This window comes from Proteiniphilum sp. UBA5384 (assembly GCF_002410825.1).
GTDB lineage: Bacteria > Bacteroidota > Bacteroidia > Bacteroidales > Dysgonomonadaceae > Proteiniphilum.
In genome coordinates this window covers 62,385-81,101 of the sequence record NZ_DHOS01000052.1, presented here as the reverse complement: position 1 = coordinate 81,101, position 18,717 = coordinate 62,385, and the positions used below count along the sequence as shown (strand labels likewise).

Genomic DNA, 18,717 nt, shown 5'->3' with positions numbered 1-18,717 from the left:
TGAGATTAAACATTATTTCTCGCCCCATCCCGGGTTTTGTCCTAAATCAGGATTCATCTGAAGGGCAGTAGCAGGTATGGGACGCAGATATTTGCGATCTGTCCACATCCTGTTAATATTATAACCATAGTCGATATAGCCATGATCTCCTTCACTCAGACGGAAAGCAGAACCGAGCACTACACGCGATGTGCTGGCACTGCCTGTGGTAGAAACAGTCAGATCGACTGTACCGTCACCATTAAGGTCATACCCCTTGTCCAGTTCGCCGATATAAATGCCGTACCAAGGAAGCTCGAGTAATTCTCCCATCTTCCATCGCATAATATCGTCGTTGCGAACCTGCTCAGAAGCCATTTCCACAGCACGTTCACGGCGCACTTCCAATATCCACTTATCGGAAGTTTGATTAAGATAGTAAGCGGCAAGATAGGAATCGTAAGTAGCAGGAACAGCGCCGCTTACTCCTGCACGTTCACGGAGGGGCTTAATAGTCTTATTCCAAATGGCTTCACTCATCTCCCCTAGTTCAGCCTTTGCTTCCGCATAATTGAGCAACACTTCGCCAAAACGAAATATAGGTAGCGAATTAACTGAAGTTGTCATACCAATATGTACATCATCGTCAATAACCCACTTGATAATTTCGTAGCCTGTGTTGGTAATACCCCATTCAGGTGCAACCGGTCGTACCGTACCATTCACTTTTCGTTCATAGTCGGGCGACAACAAAGTCTGCGCCATGCGATTGTCACGATTTTTAAACTCTTCAGTATACGACATCGTTTCGTAGCCTGCTTTATCAGTGAAACGTGAGCCATCAAGCATAAGATATTGATTGACGAACTGTTTTGTCATTGACCAGCTTGAACCCGCCGATGCCGAGAGCGTATACCATGTTACGTTGTGCATCCTTACACCTGTTTTATACGCCACACCAAGAATTACCTCTTTTGTGTTGAGGTCATCACTGGTGAAAAGCGAGCGGTACTGCGTTTTGACATCGCCATTCGTGACAAGACCATAAGGACTTTCTTGCATCAGCGTTTCGCAGGCAGTGGCAGCTTCGTTGAGGAATTTGTTCACCGAACTTTGCAACCCTAATTCAACGTGATATTTACGATAAGTACCTTCGAAAAGACAAACGCGGGCTTTAAAAGCGAGTGCTACCCAACGGCTAATTTTGGTCGAAGAGGCAACAACCTTAATGTCTGAAGAACAATACTGCGCAGCAAAATTCAAATCTTCAAGTACTTTATCCATCACAAACTCACGCGAATCACGGGGTTTATAAAGTGCTTCGTGATCAGTCGATTGCAATTCATGATCATACCATGGCACATCACCAAAAGTTTTAACCATATCATAGTAAAAATACGCTCTCCAAAAACGACCTACGCCTTCGTAATGTTTATAGGTGACCTCTGAAACATTTGATTTGGCACGGGGAAGGTTGTCGAGGTACCAGTTTATGTCGCGCAGTGTTGTCCATGACCAACCACCCTGATCTTCGGGACGCCATGTGTCACCAATTAAAAACGAAGTAGAGGTGCGGGTTGCCACGTTATCACTATTAGCATCGGCATAACAGAGACTCAACCCGCCAGATAATATTCGCTGTATAAAACCGTTGCAATAGATTTCCATATCTTTTTCCGTCTGGAGAAATTCTTCCGAACTCATCTGGTTCTCAGGATATACAGTAAGGAAATCTTGGCAAGAAGAAAAACCCAATGCTAATATTGTTCCAAACAATATTAATGCAAGAATCCTCATTTTATATATGTTATAAATTCTCATAGTGCAAAAAATTAAAATGTAACATTAAGTCCAAAAGTATAAGTAGCTTGCTGTGGATAACCGTAACCGTCGCCATCTGTACCGGCAGTACTACGGAAATCGGAATCTCCCGCGCCAATCACTTCGGGGTCGAAGTTACGTGTAACCTTAAACATCGGCGACCATGTCCATAAGTTTTCACCTGCGATATAAATTCGTAGGTTTTCTACATGGAGTAAATTACATATTTTATCCTTGAAAGAATAATCTACCTGCATATTTTTCAACCGCACATAGGCAGCATTTTGTAAATACCGGTCGTTCACAACCCCCATAGATTTACCGCTACCGCTGAGATAACCGCGATAACGGGGCCAGTAAGCATCGAAGTTTTGGTTCTCTTCTGTCCACACATTATCTGTGGTATGAAGCTGAAGCATGAAACTGTACGGACGATCATATTGCCCCCAGAAATAAGCCGATTCGGTATGTGGATACCAATCGCGTTTACCGATACCCTGAATAACGGCACTCAAGCCTATACCATTCCAATTGACACCGAGATTAATGCCATAATTGTAACGGATGGAAGTATTACCTATGATGCGACGGTCACCCGGATCTTCAGCAGTATTAGCCCCGGTGTTGATAACGCCGTCGCCGTTGAGGTCGGCGAACTTCAAGTCGCCCGGTGCGAGTATGTTCTGCGTCGAGACGCGGATTGCCGACTGATCGGCATGGTTGTTGATATCATCCTGGTCGCGGAAAAGACCTTCAATATGATATCCCCATATTTCGCCTATTTCCATCCCCTCATAATAGCTTGCCGTTTGACCGCTGCCAAGCGATTTGAGCACGTTATTATATTTAGTAACCCACGAGCGGCTATCCCACAACATCCCCTTTATGCTATAATTAAACGGCTTACCTGCCACATTAAAAGAATCTTGCCACTGCAGCGATACTTCCCATCCTTTCGTTTTCAAGTTGGCGTTATTACCTTTAGGTACCGTAGAACCAAAAACCGCAGGAAGCTCAACCCCTACAGTGAACATATCCTTCGTATAACGGTGATAGTAATCGAACACAAAACTCAAACGATTCCTTAGCGCGAGGAAGTCGAAACCGACATCGTAAGTGGTATTAGTTTCCCATGTCAATGTTGAAGGCACATTGCCTGGTGCATAGGTATAGCTCTGCAATGCACCGTCAATAATGGCCGAAGTCCTTCCTATTGTCATATTTGACATATAAAGGAATGGATCAACTGCACCGTTACCCAAGCTACCTGCTGTAAAACGAAGTTTGAACATGTCAAGCCATTTTTTAGTGCCGTTCATAAAACTCTCGTCCGAAACAATCCATCCCAACTGCCCCGAAGGAAAGAAACCGAAACGCTGGTTGGATGGAAATTTTGACGAACCATCGTAGCGTCCACTTACTTCCATCAGATAACGGTCTTTAAAGGAATAATTGACACGATAAAGCAAGCCTGCATACGACCACTCGGAGCCCGTCTGGTTAAGCGTGTAGTAATCACCGTCCATCAGTGCAAAAGTAGGCTTTTCTTCGTATATCAGTCCACGACGGTACATGGAATGGTTGCGGGTATATTTATGCTCGGTATTAACTCCCCCAAGGATATTCAGTTTATGGTCTGAGTTATTGAATTCAGGTATATAATTGGCAGTAAAGTTCGACGCCTGATATTCGTTATTATATCCCCAATGCTCGAGTGAATTGAAAGTGTTGCGTGTACCTTTAAGTAGTGGTCCAGTATAGAAATCATACATATTTTCCACACGATCTCTTTCCGAGTAATTAAAATAATAGGAATAGTCCGCCTTCAAAATCAACTGTTTTATCGGTGTATAGGTTATTGTCGTCGTGTTCTTGAGGTCAAATTTTTTATTGTGTTGATACGACGTGCCTTCCACGAAACCGGCCCAGCCGGTATAAACAGCTGTCTCCGTCCATGTTCCGTCGGGATTCTTCGGCATTGTCATCGGATAGCCCTGATGCTGAAGCATTCGCGGTAGCAACTGTCGATCGTACATCACCATAGGTTGGTGAATACTGCGGCGGATAAAGTCGGTGTTGTTCTCAATCAGGATTTGCTTGGAGAGTTGAAGCGAACCTTTAGCACGAAAATTATATTGCGTAAAATCCTCTTTTCCTGCAGTATAAATTCCTCCTTGATTAAAGTAACGTCCCGACACATAATATTTTGCCTTTTCGGTACCACCCGAAACGCTAAGGTTATGCTCGGTTGAAAAGGTATGATCTCTATAGATAATGTCGAACCAGTTCGTGTTACCAAAATACTCGTATTCACCATTTTTGTTGACACGCACCTTTTCGAGCGTCGGATCGGCATCGCGTTTCACCAATTCGTTATACCAGTCATCGTTATACTTAAAGACATTATTGATACCTGCCGGAGCAGTACCTTGACCTTCAATATAAGCTTTATACCAGCCATCGGTCCATTCTAATCCGTTCCACACCAAATCCGGTTCGAAAATACGTTTGTGTATCGACACGCCACCGTTATAATTGACGCGCGCTTTACCCTCGCCTGCCTTCTTAGTGGTAATAAGTATCACACCGAAAGCCCCCTTGGCTCCATAGATAGCAGCAGATGAGGCGTCTTTCAGTACCGAGATGCTCTCAATATCGGCGGGATTGACAGTCGTCAGGTCGCCATGTGCCTCCACTCCGTCGACAAGGATAAGTGCCGAACCACCTGCTCCAATACTACTTGTCCCTCGCAACGAGATAGATGCATTGCGAGACGGTTTACCGTCAGCTAACGTGATAGTCATACCCGGAACTTGTCCTTGTAATGAGCGACTCACATTCATATTAGCCCTTTCAGCAACGATATCTCCGCTGATTTGTTCCACAGCACCTATCAAATTACGCCGCCGCGTAGTGCCATATCCCACAACAATCAATTCGTCGAGCGATTGGGTATCCTCCCTCAGTACCACATCAATTGTTGAGCGTTCTCCCACGGGTATTTCCTGCGATATGTAGCCGATGAAAGAAAAAAGCAATGTGGGGTTGGTATCGGTCATTTCGAGCGTATACTTACCATTCGTATCAGTGATAGTCCCATTTAGGGTGCCTTTTTCCACCACATTGGTGCCCGGCACAGGTTCACCCATGGGATCAGTCACGGTACCCGTAACCCGCTTTTGCGCCATCAATGCAAGCGAACAGAAGCAACTCAACATTAACACGCAGAGCGTCCGTCGCCCGGATCCCGACAACCTTCTAACCCTTGTCGAAATTGATCCTGGTAGAAATATTGTATACAACATTTCTCTTCTTGTTTTCGAAAATGATTTTTTGTTCATGTTTAAATAGATTAAAAACTAATGTTTCACTCTTCCATTATTATATGTTTATCAGCTCATTAACCTGTTAAATACTTTTTGGATTTTAAATATCATCCCTGAAATGCAGGTCAATAAATTAGCTACTTCAACTGATGGTATTTTTATCGTAAGTTCAATCTTTATAGTTCACTTAACCTGAGGTATTGTTAATAAAGCCGGTTATAAACCATATCAACATCGGGTAAATATGTTATAATAAAGATTTTTCCCTCTGTGGTAATACGAAGTAGTCATAGCCAGTTCTTCACCGGTATCTACATTGACAGCCAATGTTTTGCAGGGATCGGCACCGAATCCCTATAATCCAAATTTGATAATTGTGCTCGTGGCAAGGCATTTTAATAAGTTTTCTTCTCGTCCTAAATTTCCCAAATTCCTTCTTTTCCGAAGAGTTGGTCGAGCCATTTATCCAGCATATTTGTTCTTACCGCTATATCAAGAATAGTAAATCGACGGCGGATATATTGCGCACGGACAAATGTTTGTCTCAGATATTCACGGGTTATCCCGATATCTTCGGGATTGACAGGTGCCCCTACCAGTGACAAGCGCTGTCTGACCACTGCGTATGGCACCAATTGCGCTTTCAATTTCGCGCGAATCTCGGCCCAGTTCTCTTTCAGTACCTGCAATTGTCCTGAAAGTTCTTCTTTGAAGATATACTTGGCTTTTGTTTCCACGACGCCTATATCCGGAAAATCAGTATCCCGGAATCGCTCACGGGCATCCTCTTCCAACACTTCCGATGTAGGCCAAGTCTGACAGCAAGCTTGGATATCCAAATCCTGGATCGGTGCATCTAAAAACAATTCATAAAGGGCAGTTACTGCCAATGTACCGATAGCTACTTGGAACCCATGTGAGACATGCTTTCCGTGGTTGGTATGATGCTCCATATTCCACAAATGGCTAAACTGATGTTCCGCACCCGATGCGGGACGACTTGTCTTATGTGCCTGCATGGCAAATCCGCCCAACATCAGACCCTCAATCAGTTTCTCAACAGCCGGCACTTTCCCTTCCCTCGCACCTTGGGGGTCTGCCAACGCATCGCGCAATCCTCCCTGCACAATATCCCAGGATTGCCTGTCTATTTTCTCCACCCCCAAAGCATCTGATAATATCCAGTCTGCCCCTGCTGTTATCTTGGCAAATAAGTCAGCGTACCCCGAGGCTGTCATTTCAACTGGCGCATTCGCAATAATGCCTACATCTGCCAGACAAGCTTGGGGTGCAGGACAATCAAAGGTCTGCTTCGCCCCTTTATAGGTAATAGATGCCCCAAAGGCGGTATATCCATCCATGGATGCTGCCGTCGCCACACACATATATCTCCTGTTAGTTTTGTAAGAAGCCAGCTTTGTCAAATCGTTGATGGTTCCCGATCCAACAGCAATGGGAACAGCATCGTTCTTTTTCAATACAGCCACCAACTCCTCTACGAAGCCATATTCCGCGTATAAATCCGAATCGGCAAAAATATAGCTTTTCTGTTGCTTGATTCCTGACTCCTGAAGCAAATGCCCCACCTTTTTTCCGGCAACTCTATAGGTATTAGTGTCAGCCACAATAATTGCCTCCTGTTCGGGAAACTGTTCTTTGAATAATTGCGGAACCTGATGCAATATATCATTCCCTATAATCAGCGCCATCGTTTCATCAGCCGCTTTCAATGCCTCTTCTATTTTATGTGAAATTCTCATCATAATTTGTTTTCCGTTGTATTGATACCCTCCAAAACCTTAATTTTCCCAAAACCTCAATTTTCCCAAACCCTCGCTATTTTCTAATCTTATCTTTTATAATGTTCCTTATAATACGCCTTCTACTTTTTTATCGTTACTTATTTTGCAAAGAAAGAATATTTTTTTCTTTTCAACAAACTTTATCTGTTAAATATTTTCTTTTTCTTTCTTTTTTATTAAAATCAATTTCTTTTACTTTGTTATATAGGTATCAAAAAGAATAATGTATTTCTTCTTTACGCTTGTTTAATCGGGTTATTTTCATTTATTTTGTATTCATATCATTATCATTTAGACAGAATTAATATATGCTTAGCATTGCCGAACGACATAAATACATTATTGAAGTCTTAAACAAAGAAGGATTCATCAAAGTCATAGACATAGCCAATGCGCTCAACATCACCACTGTAACTGCAAGAAAAGATCTAAAACAATTAGAGGAAAAAGGGCTGTTATATAGGACACACGGGAGTGCCAGTCCTGCCAATCCGCATATTGGGGATCGTACGGTATCGGAAAAAGAAAAGATAAAAATTACAGAAAAAAACAGGATCGGCATGGCGGCCACTCGTTTAATAGAGGAAAATGATTCGGTCATTATGAATTCCGGCTCTACCATCTGTGCTTTTGCCGAGCAGATTGACCCCCATGCTCCATTGAGAGTCGTCACATCTTCACTAAAAGTATCCCTGATTCTTGGAGAAAAGGACAATATTAATATCGTGCAATTGGGAGGTAGTTATAGAAACCGCTCAATGTCGGTAATCGGCAGCTATACATTAAGTCTGTTAGAAAAAGTTACCTGTTCCAAGTTCTTTTTGGGAGTCGATGGTATAGATCCCGAATTTGGGGTCACTACTTCCAATCTGGAGGAAGCCGAACTTAATATTGCTATGATGAACGCTTCTTTAAAGACAATCGTATTATGCGATTCTTCAAAATTTGGAAGAAAGGGGTTTGGAAAGATCTGCAATTTAGATAAGATAGATGCCATCATTACCGATTCAGGCATTTCGGAATCAATGAAAGAGGTATTGGAAGAAAATGGTATCCAATTAATCATTGTCTGAAAGACACCCCTGAGTGAATGAACAGGAAGAGGGTGAATCACGAAATGTGGTTCACCCTCTTCCCCATTTATAGGTCTATTTTTTTGTTGAAAAAATCTCTAATCAAAAATAAGTTCCACCTTGATATCATCGAGAAAAATCCTGTTTTTCCCTTGGCCTACACCATTGAGGTCATAATCACGGCCTAAGAACTTTATTTGGGTCTCGGAAGTAGCACCGGTAATAACAAATGAATAGGCGCGGGCAGGATCCCAAATATCGTTCACTCTTCCCTCAGCATCTTGTGCCCTATTATTAGGTATATTATCCTTGACATCAATCTCTGTAGTAACACTTGAACCTGCTCCAAGAATTTCTATTTTCAAGATCGTATCATCGACAGCACCTCCTGCCGAAATATACCCCGCGGCTTTAAATGTAACTTTCACATTAGCCGTACCTTCTATTTTCTCGAGTTTAGGAGAGATAAGATCACCACCCCAATTGGTTTTCCCGAGTTTGACAAAGCCCTGGCGCGCATAACAAAGTTGTTCAAATTTATCGGCTGCAGTTTCAACGGGTGTACTGGACCAACCGCGCGCTTTTTCCGCTTCCGTCCATCCACCATAGACCTTTTCTCCACTGGTTTCATAAGGAATGGCGTTACCATAGGCAAGCCAGTTAAAATCTTCTTCCAGAATGACAGAGACGGAAGACTGGGTGATCACAATTTCGGCTGCCAAATCCGATTCGGAAGGAGAGGTAAGCCTAAGGGTCAACTCACGTTCAGCATCTATATTTTGAGATGCAACAATGATAATCTTCTCGCCCTCTCTCTTATGGCTTTCAAGCCAGTTATCACCAACAATGGAGTACTCCCAGTCAACATTCGCATCGATATTGATTACCGCCTGCCCACCGGCTGCCGGAATGTTCACACCTTCATCCCCCTTATCAATCTTAATAAAAGGTATATTTTCCTGTTGTTCTATCCGAAAAAGCATAGGCTGTTCTGCTCCGCCAACGATAAAAGAAAAATTAGCTATCCGTTTATTGATTGTCCGGTTTTCTTGCACAATAAATCGGAAGATGCCATCATCATCTCCTTCATTAGGGAAGGCTCTCACCCAATCGTTCTCTTCCTGCGCAAGCACTTGCCAGGAGCGATTAGAGCGAACCACATACTTTGGACTCTCCCCACCATTAGCACCCACCGTAAATCCGGTGGGTGCTTCTTCTATTTCGAAATAGGCATCACCCTGTTTCTCATCATTATCACATGCAGTAAACAATACTACAGAAAAGAAGAAGAGCGGGATAAACAGCACACCCGTTTTTCTTATATTGATAAATCGAAAAGTATTCATATTTTTTTTGTTTATGGTTATTTCTAATTACCTTGAATAGCCTTTTTACTCCACCAGAGAGGGGTTTTCATATTGTTGTCACCGCCCATTTCCCTCAATGCCGCAGAGGCATTGGCAGTATTCGTCGACATGGTAGTAGGCGGATAGCCAAAACGGGTGGGAAGAATCCCATCGTTATAGGTTTTGGTCCCTTCTCCAATTGTCAGTACCGGATAACCAGTGCGGCGGTACTCGTGGTACGCTTCCATTCCCACCCAAAACAGAGCTAGGAATTTCTGGCTACCGAGGAACTCTTCTTTACTCACGGTTGCATTGTCCCAAGACCCAAGCGGTGAGGCCAGATACTCAGTAATCTGCGCAGAAGTGATTTCAGTCGGAGTTTCAGAATAAGCCCCTTGTTCCGACCACTTCTCCATAGAAGCTTTCACCCCTGCTTCATAATAAGACTTGGCTACCGACTCTCCACCGGTAACATAGCCCTTCAATGCAGCCTCCGCAAAGATAAACTGCACTTCGGCATAATCCATATAGGTAGCCGGAGCATCCCTACGACAGAAGACTTTATAATTTAACCACGAAGTACCGGGATCCGCATCCTGCCGCTGTTGTTCCGTTCCACCAGAGATAGTTCCTTTCCATATATTATTCGGGTTAGATGCTGCAACGGTATTCTTCTTCCCGATAATGGGCAAACGGGGATCTATATATCCCTGGGCCGCAGGACTGGTACCTGCCGGGTTTTCCACCGTCATTTTGATTAGTTGCTCGGTAAGTTTATAGGTACTCGAAGTAAACGCACTTTCCGTTGTGGTGCCATGCTCACTGATATAAGGATCGACACCGGAGAATTTCACCACGGCATTGTCATCGTTGGAGGCGAAAATGGGGTATTTTGACGAATTATTCAATATCTCCGTCATTTTTGTCCCCACATTCATTTCCTGACGTCCACTTACACGCATCAGGCAACGCAGGTAGAATGAATTATTGAATTTTCTCCATGCCTCCATCTTTCCGGCATACATACCATCCATGGAAGGATTCAAGAAAGTAGGATTAGTCGCATAGATATCATTGGCCTCTTCCAATATACTAAAAATAGCCTCATACACCTCTTTCTGGGTATTGAATTTCGGTGTAAGTGTTCCTTCCGGCTTACGCCCGGTAAAGGCCTCATCATAAGGTACACTTCCAAACATATCGGTCATATTTGCAAAGAGCAGCGCCCTATAAGTTAATGCAATAGCTTCTAAAGAACGGTCACCCTGAGCCACAGCCAACTCATACATATGATTGGCATCACTGCCATAATTGGCGTAAAAATTCCAGAAACTACCCCAGTCGCGGTTTTCTTCCAGAAAATACATGTGCTCTCGCCGTGTTACACCTCCGGTATGCGCCGTGAACTGGATCAGCTCATCATTATAATACCATGTGCGTCTCAACCAATTATTGGCCGTATTGTAGAGAAGAGGCTCAAACATATTGTAAGCCTGTATCATTCCTACAGTTGTCCTGTTCGGATTGGTATTAATATCCTCAAAATTAGGGGTACAGGAGTAACCGATACCAAGGAGGATTACAGACAATATAATAATTTTAATCTTTTTCATTTCTATCCTTGTTTTAAATTAAAACGATAATTTCAGGTTAAAACCATAGGTACGGGTCATAGGAAATGCTCCCGTCTCAATCCCGTTAAACACGTTGGTTCCCGCCATCATCCCACCTTCCGGATCATACTGCGGCCAGTTGTCCCAGCTAAAGAGGTTCGTGGCATAAGCGGCAATATTGGCACCTTGCAAGAATCCTACTCTTGCACACAAACTTTTGGGCAATTCATATTCTAAACGGACTTCCTTCAGTTTCAGAAAAGAGGTATTGAATGTATGTGCTTCCCCATTATAACGGTCGAGGGCGCGTGCCTGATAGTAAGTATAAATACTTTCTGTCACGGTATTATTCGGCTGGTAGGATTTGCTTCCGTCTGAATTCGTAATCTCATTCACACCTTGTGCTACCAATCCGTCATATCTTCCAGGAAGTGAGTTCTTGAGTTTGCCCTGGTAAGACAGTATCCCGTTCGACACAGAGAAGCGGTTGCCGCCCCATTGGTATGCAAAAGCCATATTCAAACTCAGGTTCTTGTAACGGAACGAGGTGTTGAAACCACCACGCCAGTCAGGATTCACTTTTCCGAGATAATTATCGGCAGTAGAGGTCAAAGAAGGCAACCCGGTAACAGGATCAATCAGCACCTGTCCCGACACATCCACTTTGTTACCACTATCATCTGTATAGAAAGCTCCTTCAGGTGCTTTTTGAAGTGCAAATCCATAGAGTTGGTGCATCTCCTGCCCGACATAGGAATAGACGTGCAGACGTCCACCGATGGTTGTCCCCATATCAGTCTCCAACGGTTGTTCAGGATCCCATTCGTCATTCATCCGCACCAGCTTATTTTTGTTTTTAGACCAGTTCAGATTCACGTTCCACGTAAAATCACGGGTTTTTACCGGTGTGGCATGCAATGCTATTTCCACGCCTTTATTGGTAATTTCTCCGGCATTCACCGTCATGCTCGATGCACCTACGATCGGGTCGATATCCACTGACACAATCTGGTTGGTTGCTGATGTATTGTAATAATTAACATCGAATCCGAGTCTATTCTGAAAAAATTTGGCTTCCAGTCCGAACTCCCAACTCTCCACATTTTCCGGTTTGATCCTCGGGTTGGGAATAGTACGCTGCAAACTGTTCCCTCCCGGAATTGCCGACTGTCCATAATACTGGTCGAGTGAATAAGGACTTGTATCGTTACCTACATTTGCCCACGATATACGCAACTTTGCAAAGGTCACAGCCGGGAGGTTGCTCCGGAAGTCTAATAGCTGGTCTAACAACACACTTCCCGATACCGACGGATAGAAATAAGACCAATATCCTCTGGCAAGGGTACTTGACCAGTCATTACGCCCTGTGATATCCAGAAAATAGGTATCATCCCAGGCCAATGAAAAAAATCCGTACAAACTGTTGATCATTTTCTTGCTCCGATAATTACTCGGTGTCGGGTTAATTCCGGCGGGCACGTTGGCTGTATGATATACCCCAGGGATATCCAATTCACTCAATTGTATTTGGTTCTTTTTATATTCGGTCACCATGCTATTTCCTCCAAATGCACCGGAGAAAGACAAACGGTCATCCACGAAATTATTCTTATATTGTAGCAGGAAATCAGTATTGGCCTCATAATTAATCAATGTCACCTCTCTGTACATCCCGTTGTTCCAGGCAGCCGTTAATTTAGGTTTCCGCTGGGTACGGAATTCGGAGCCATAGTCAATTCCTGATTTCACATTCAATGTAAAGTTATAGGGGAGGGTGACTTCAAAACCGGCCGTACCAAAAACACGGTCCCTATCCACGCTGTTCAATTCCTCATAGAGGATTCGATAAGGATTATACGATCCTGTACCTGCCACCACGAGGCTGTTTCCGTCTTGGGATATATTCGAGTTCCTGTTGATTTCATTGAAACGCCCTTTAAAGTACTCGTCTTTCCAATTCCTCATCGAATTGGAGTTATACCCCCACATCAGGTTATACATCACCGTAGTCTCGTGGTATCCCGCCATCGGCATATTGTCACTGTCGGTACGGTAGTAATTCACTTTTGAATTAAACTTTATCCACTTATTGACCGGAGACTCAAAAGAGAAAGAAAAAGCCTGACGCTTGTAGCCGGTATTGGGTAATATCCAATCGTTTCGGGTATCTGTAACAGAAAAACGCGTATTGGTACCTTGCCCGTTGCTACCGGACACGGATACAGAGTTATTATAGGTCACCCCTGTCCGGAATATCCCTGTATACCAATCATCTTGATAGACAAAAGGTGTCCTTCGAATAATACCGGTATCCCAGTCTTTCCCTTCATACTGGTAACGCAATTTGTCTTCACTGAATTTTTCACCCCAAGCATAACGCGACAGGTTACGCCGCGGATTGTCGGCAAGTCCTGTTTCTGCCTCAGTCAATGTCCAGAAATTAAACTCATTTAATCCCATGTCGGAACCGGAACCATACTCAGTCTGGAAATCGGGCCAATAACCAGCTTTTTCGGTGGTAATAGAAGTGTTGACCGTTACGCCGACCCCTTTGTCCTTACGTCCCGATTTGGTAGTGATTACAATAGCACCATTGGCAGCACGCGAACCATAAAGTGCTGTAGCTGCAGGACCTTTCAAAACCGAGACCGATGCAATATCTTCAGGGTTGATATCACTCGCCCCATTACCGAAGTCAACCGGGAAGTCGGCACCCGAATTAGTATAACTACTACTCGATGAGGTGGCTGTTGTTCCGGAACGAACCGGTACGCCATCTACCACAAATAATGCCTCATTATTACCGTAAGTCAACGACTGGTCTCCACGCAGCGTAACACGCAACGAACCGATAGGACCTGAGCTTGCTCCATTCATATTGAGTCCTGCCACTTTTCCGGCCATCCCCGTCAACCAATTGCTGTTAGCCACCTGGGTAATATCTTCCGCTTCGACTTTGGTGACAGCGTAACCCAATGACTTCTGTTCACGGGTCAACCCGAGAGCAGTCACAACAACATCCTCCAATTGAAAGGATTCTTCTTTCAGCACGAAGTTAACAACGGACCTGTTACCTACAGCTTCCTCCTGACTCTCGAATCCCAAGTATTGTACAACCAGCACAGGATTAGCTCCTGAGACTTGCATGGTATATTCACCGTCAATATTCGTAATGGTTCCTGAGGAACTTCCTTTAAGCATAATAGTAGCACCGATAATGGGTGTGACACCATCTTGCTCAAATACCGTTCCTTTCACCTCCCTGCTTTGTGCCATTGCCGAGATGGTAACCATCGTTAACAGCAATGCGAAAAGAGTAACTTTTGGAATTAATTTTAAATGCATATAACAAAGTGTTTAGGTAATAAATATTGATTATCTCATAGAATAGGTAAAATTCTTGGGGCGTGTCATCGTTTCAGAATAGGTATTACCGAAGCGGTCGGTCACCTTGATATCCAGCGAGGAGGTTGCAGTTGATGCCTGCACCTTGAACATATGTGAAGTGGTATGGGTCTCAAATGACGAAGTGGGCGTAGCTTTTTTATCCAATCTCTTTGCAGAATAGGATACTATGTGGAGAGGATCTTTTACATTCACCCGTTTCACCTCCAGGGGGGTTCCGTTTTCCTTTACTTCCACCGTCCACTTGTCGTCATAACCGAACACATTGATCAACACTTCGTTATTATTGTTCGGACTAGCATATTCTCCCGCATAGGGTGCCAATAAAGCGTCGGTGGAACCGGGAGCAAACTCGCTCGCAGTGATATGCACCTTGTTCAAGTCATACGCTCTGAACTGGTAATCCTTATCATAACCGGTGCTTTTATAGTGCCATTTGATATCCTTTCCGTTCATCTCCCATATGCCATAGCCGCCGGGACTACCATCCTTGCAGATATGATTATCGGCATAACCGTTGTGACCGGTCCACCACCATGTGGCGCAAACCGCACCGATATTATGCTCCATAAACGTTGAAGCGCCCTCTTCCTTTTCAATAGCCCAATTGATATGAGAGTGGCCGGTGAGTACATGTACATTGGTAAAACCGGCAAATGCCGACTCAAACGCGCTACCGCCACCCATGGCATAACCCGACGTATAATTACCGCTAGCATTCACTTGCGGACGAGAGAACAAGGGAGCATGCATCCCCACCACAACGGGTTTGGTTTTATCTTCTATGGTAGCCAGATATTTTTTCAGCCACTCCGTCTGGTCCTGGACTATCCTGGTATTATAACTCCGGTCTCCTACTGTGCCTTGTTTACCTCCGTTATTAATGAACTCGATATTGTCGAGTACTATATAATGGACATCCCCCAGGTTGAACGCATAGTAAGTAGGACCAAGAATCCGTCTCCAAGGATTTTCCGATTCCCAGTCATTCGGTATCCATGGGTCATTGTCGTGGTTACCAATCAGATTGAATACAGGACAATTCAGTTTATTCATCTCCAACACATATTCGGGAAGAGCAAAGCTGTTAACATACCAGAACTGATCCCAGCTCAGATCACCCAATGTCAACACATAGACTTTGGCGCCTTGTCCTTTGTAAGCGGATATGGTGGCATTCGCATCGGGCAGGATTTTACTGCTGAATTGCTGCAAATCATTGGTCCGGTTGGCAAGGTGCCAGTCTGCCATGGCAAGTACCACATGATTAGTATTATCCGTCTTTATCAGCGAAAAGTCCTTTTGTTCCACGCCTGAACCGGCGCTTAGCTGTTGATAAAATTGAGGAAGATTGCCGTTAGTGTTCACTTCATAATTTCCGGGGACAGCAATAAATACATAGCCGTTCTTTTTTGCCGAAGGCAAATAGTAAATTCCCTTTTCATCAGTCACGGTTACTTCGATACCATCGGAGACAACTACTCCGGGGATACCCACCCCGTCTGAATAGACCATGCCTTTCACGGTCATACCCTCCTTGTCGGGGATCTCATTACCGCCATCGGTTTTTGGTACAATAGTAAGCGAAAGTGATCCGCATTTGAGACTTTGCTCTCCTCTTGACACACTGATGGCATATCTGCCACTGGTGATGTTCTCCGGCAGTGTGATTGTGGCTGCCCCGTCCGTCGCCGACTTGACAGACGCCGTATATTTCGTGCCGCCATCGGAAGTGAAATGAATCTGGTCCCCTTGTTGAAATCCTTTTCCGGAAATCGTGAATTCCTGTCCCATTGACACGTTGAGGGTTGAGGGAATGGAAATATTGGTAATGGGAAACGCAGAGGGTGTATCTATGGGGTCATCATTGTCGCTACATCCCAATCCGGCAAGCAATATGACTCCGCAAATCAAAAGCAGCCGAAGGGATAATATAGCTTTTTTCCATAATTTTGTTTTTTCTGTCTTAATATTCATGTAATTTAGCATTAAAGATAGATAAATAAATTATTTTATAACGAGTTACAGGGGAACTCATGCGTCCCCCGTTGCTCGTTTCATAAATTTTGTAATAAATAATAACAGTTGAGAATTTTTCGGCAAAGGTCTTTAATTATTGTTTCAAACCGGTTATTATTTTGTGAAGAAAAGATTACTTAACGTATGTAAGATTATTGGATTTATTCGCTTGATTATTTAACCCTTTCATAGATATATAGTTCACTGATCTCCTTGGTATAGCCTTCTTCAGTGAAAGGACCCTGAGACATTCCCAAGATTATCTGAGTACCGCGGTTATTCAATACGACCAAATCGTCGTTGGTTGGATCAATAGAGAGGCCTTCAATTTCACCGGCACGACGGAAGTCAGTCATTTCACGGAACAATTCAACGCGTCCAGCCTTGGCACCTCCGGCAATAAGTCCCTTACGGGTTTCCACTTTGCCGTTTTTATCCAATTTCACCGAAAAAGGGGTATCTTTCACTACTTCTGTTCCTTCTACCAGGCCGGTGTAGATCACTTCACTTATATCTGCTATATAGATATTATCCGCAATATGATAAGTAGATTCCCCATCATCAGCGGTAAACAGCATCTTACCATCGGCAATAAATATCCCTTGGCACCAGTAGGGTGTGGGACGGCACTGCATCTTTGTATAATATTTACCTGTCTCCAGACTGTAACAATACACATAACGGCTATCCACCCAATCCGACATCCAAACCATATTCTTTTCGCGGTCGACGGCAATACCCGACACTTCCACCTGACCGGATTCCGGAGACCATGGAATATCCCGTTTCCACTGTAATGTTTCGGCATCATATACCGAGATGGTGATATTATACCCACGTCCATATTCAAACAATTCAGCGCCGGCATAAATTTCTCCATTGTAAATATCGATATCGCCAAAGTGGTTCACTTTAGAATCTTTGAAAGGTTTATCGTTCTTTATCAGGAGATTCCCTTCCTTGTCATATTTGAACAACGCTGTTGTGTTTGACACATAATAGTAGTTTTCATCAATGGCAATACCCTGTCGCCCGGCTACCGGAATAATTTTCTTTAAACGGTACTCTTCTCCGATCTGCTGTGCCAATAGTGTCGAGAGAGAGGCGACAATCAGCGTAATGGAAATAATTATTTTTTTCATGTTTTTGTTATTTAAAGAGGTTTATTTATTAGAATTTAAACAGTCCCATCAATTGCACTTGGTCGTAACCATCTTTTCCGATCGCATCTGCCGCTTTATCGGAATAGAAACCATGCTGGTAGTTCAATTGGATTTTCAGGTTGGGAAAGGGCTGGAAGGTAAGCCCTGCCAGTATGCGGTCGTAATTATTGACTGAAGTCTGAAGCACTTTGTCTTCATACCTGTCGTAACGGACCATAGGTAGGAATTTCCCACATTTGGCCTGTATATTGTATCCGGCAATCACATAAAAGCCACGTTCGTCAAACATTTTATCCTCGCCTTTCAGGAACCCGTATTCAGTCCTGGCGAAAATGCCGTCCGGATCATTGTACCATGCGCCTAAAATCGTACGGTTCATGGTATTGTACAATGACCTGTATTCGTTTCCGTCTTCATCTACCTCCGTATGAGTGTATTCACCCCATCCGTGGGAGGCTTTTATATTCAGGAATTTGATGGGACGCACCGTGATTGCGGCCACAATATCCTTGGATTTATTGGGATCATCTTTCATCGGGAGCGAGCCATTCGACACCGACAGGTCATAACTCAAATGGTTAAACCCTTCTTGCGACGGGAAAAGGTCACCCATAATCATAACACCAAGATCACGCCCGTAGTCCACGAAATTATATTCATAAGGATTCCGGCAAACCATCCGATAAACGATATTCGAAAAATCCACCGTCTCCAGCGTGGCGGGAGAGATATCATAATTCTCGTATCCAAGCGGGAGGTAATACTGCCCGGCACGGACCTTGAACGCAGGATTAAAGGTATAGGTGGCGAATGCGTCCATCACCTGAAGATTTTTTTGACCATTCGGGGTCAAAGAGCCAGGGATACCGTTAAAAGCTTCAATCTGAAGGCGAAACGCCAGTTTGGGCGTAACCGTGCCATCTGCAATCAGACGTAACCGCTTCGCCTGGAATGAGGAAGTTCCCTCTCCGGCCGTACTATAGTTCCAACCGGTTTGTAGATATCCGGAAATCTTAGGTAACTTGGCAATCAACGCGGCCATATCGGATTGTTGCCCGGAGGCCGTCTGTTTGTCCTCATCCTCCATACCCGCAGTAGTAGCCGCCGAAGCCTCTAAGAGAGTGGCTGCCATTAATAAGATAGTAAGCAAAAAGTACCTCATAGTAA

General features: G+C 44.0%; 10 protein-coding genes. 1 reads left to right on the top strand and 9 read right to left on the bottom strand.

Annotated elements, in window-relative coordinates; genetic code table 11:
* Window positions 1-12: 12 nt before the first annotated feature.
* The 3 genes from B4G81_RS10110 to B4G81_RS10100 all read right to left on the bottom strand — a co-directional run bounded on the left by B4G81_RS10110 (window position 13) and on the right by B4G81_RS10100 (window position 6,889).
* On the bottom strand, window positions 13-1,776 hold the full coding sequence (locus B4G81_RS10110) for a RagB/SusD family nutrient uptake outer membrane protein (protein ID WP_294082118.1): 1,764 nt from the start codon (window positions 1,774-1,776) through the stop codon (window positions 13-15).
* A 35-nt stretch (window positions 1,777-1,811) separates the two neighbouring features.
* Window positions 1,812-5,105 (bottom strand): SusC/RagA family TonB-linked outer membrane protein, encoded by a 3,294-nt coding sequence (locus B4G81_RS10105; protein WP_294082116.1) that lies wholly within the window; start codon window positions 5,103-5,105, stop codon window positions 1,812-1,814.
* A 437-nt stretch (window positions 5,106-5,542) separates the two neighbouring features.
* Complete coding sequence (locus B4G81_RS10100) at window positions 5,543-6,889, bottom strand: sn-glycerol-1-phosphate dehydrogenase (RefSeq protein WP_294082114.1); 1,347 nt, start codon at window positions 6,887-6,889, stop codon at window positions 5,543-5,545.
* Between the two features lie 347 nt (window positions 6,890-7,236).
* Between B4G81_RS10100 and B4G81_RS10095 the strand changes: the two genes are divergently transcribed.
* Window positions 7,237-8,001, top strand: a complete 765-nt coding sequence (locus B4G81_RS10095) for a DeoR/GlpR family DNA-binding transcription regulator (RefSeq protein WP_294082112.1) — start codon at window positions 7,237-7,239, stop codon at window positions 7,999-8,001.
* Window positions 8,002-8,099: 98 nt separating this feature from the next.
* On the opposite strand, the gene B4G81_RS10090 is transcribed toward B4G81_RS10095, so the two are convergent.
* From B4G81_RS10090 to B4G81_RS10065, 6 genes are all read right to left on the bottom strand, one after another.
* Window positions 8,100-9,347, bottom strand: a complete 1,248-nt coding sequence (locus B4G81_RS10090; RefSeq protein ID WP_294082110.1) for a BACON domain-containing protein — start codon at window positions 9,345-9,347, stop codon at window positions 8,100-8,102.
* Window positions 9,348-9,370: 23 nt separating this feature from the next.
* Window positions 9,371-10,960 carry a SusD/RagB family nutrient-binding outer membrane lipoprotein gene (locus B4G81_RS10085; protein WP_294082108.1) on the bottom strand — a complete coding sequence of 530 codons (1,590 nt, stop codon included), beginning with the start codon at window positions 10,958-10,960 and terminating at the stop codon, window positions 9,371-9,373.
* An 18-nt stretch (window positions 10,961-10,978) separates the two neighbouring features.
* The gene (locus tag B4G81_RS10080) at window positions 10,979-14,308 is read right to left on the bottom strand and encodes a SusC/RagA family TonB-linked outer membrane protein (protein WP_294082106.1); all 3,330 of its coding nucleotides are present in this window, start codon (window positions 14,306-14,308) and stop codon (window positions 10,979-10,981) included.
* A 30-nt stretch (window positions 14,309-14,338) separates the two neighbouring features.
* Window positions 14,339-16,345 carry a calcineurin-like phosphoesterase C-terminal domain-containing protein gene (locus B4G81_RS10075; RefSeq protein WP_294082104.1) on the bottom strand — a complete coding sequence of 669 codons (2,007 nt, stop codon included), beginning with the start codon at window positions 16,343-16,345 and terminating at the stop codon, window positions 14,339-14,341.
* A gap of 215 nt (window positions 16,346-16,560) precedes the next feature.
* Window positions 16,561-17,529 (bottom strand): YncE family protein, encoded by a 969-nt coding sequence (locus tag B4G81_RS10070; RefSeq protein ID WP_294082102.1) that lies wholly within the window; start codon window positions 17,527-17,529, stop codon window positions 16,561-16,563.
* A 28-nt stretch (window positions 17,530-17,557) separates the two neighbouring features.
* On the bottom strand, window positions 17,558-18,712 hold the full coding sequence (locus B4G81_RS10065; RefSeq protein ID WP_294082100.1) for a porin: 1,155 nt from the start codon (window positions 18,710-18,712) through the stop codon (window positions 17,558-17,560).
* Window positions 18,713-18,717 lie beyond the last annotated feature (5 nt).

Coding starts and splice junctions, on each gene's coding strand:
- B4G81_RS10085 (WP_294082108.1), bottom strand. CDS start 10,960: ATGAAAAAGATTAAAATTATTATATTGTCTGTAATCCTCCTTGGTATC.
- B4G81_RS10070 (WP_294082102.1), bottom strand. CDS start 17,529: ATGAAAAAAATAATTATTTCCATTACGCTGATTGTCGCCTCTCTCTCG.
- B4G81_RS10090 (WP_294082110.1), bottom strand. CDS start 9,347: ATGAATACTTTTCGATTTATCAATATAAGAAAAACGGGTGTGCTGTTT.
- B4G81_RS10080 (WP_294082106.1), bottom strand. CDS start 14,308: ATGCATTTAAAATTAATTCCAAAAGTTACTCTTTTCGCATTGCTGTTA.
- B4G81_RS10075 (WP_294082104.1), bottom strand. CDS start 16,345: ATGAATATTAAGACAGAAAAAACAAAATTATGGAAAAAAGCTATATTA.
- B4G81_RS10065 (WP_294082100.1), bottom strand. CDS start 18,712: ATGAGGTACTTTTTGCTTACTATCTTATTAATGGCAGCCACTCTCTTA.
- B4G81_RS10100 (WP_294082114.1), bottom strand. CDS start 6,889: ATGATGAGAATTTCACATAAAATAGAAGAGGCATTGAAAGCGGCTGAT.
- B4G81_RS10105 (WP_294082116.1), bottom strand. CDS start 5,105: ATGTTGTATACAATATTTCTACCAGGATCAATTTCGACAAGGGTTAGA.
- B4G81_RS10110 (WP_294082118.1), bottom strand. CDS start 1,776: ATGAGGATTCTTGCATTAATATTGTTTGGAACAATATTAGCATTGGGT.
- B4G81_RS10095 (WP_294082112.1), top strand. CDS start 7,237: ATGCTTAGCATTGCCGAACGACATAAATACATTATTGAAGTCTTAAAC.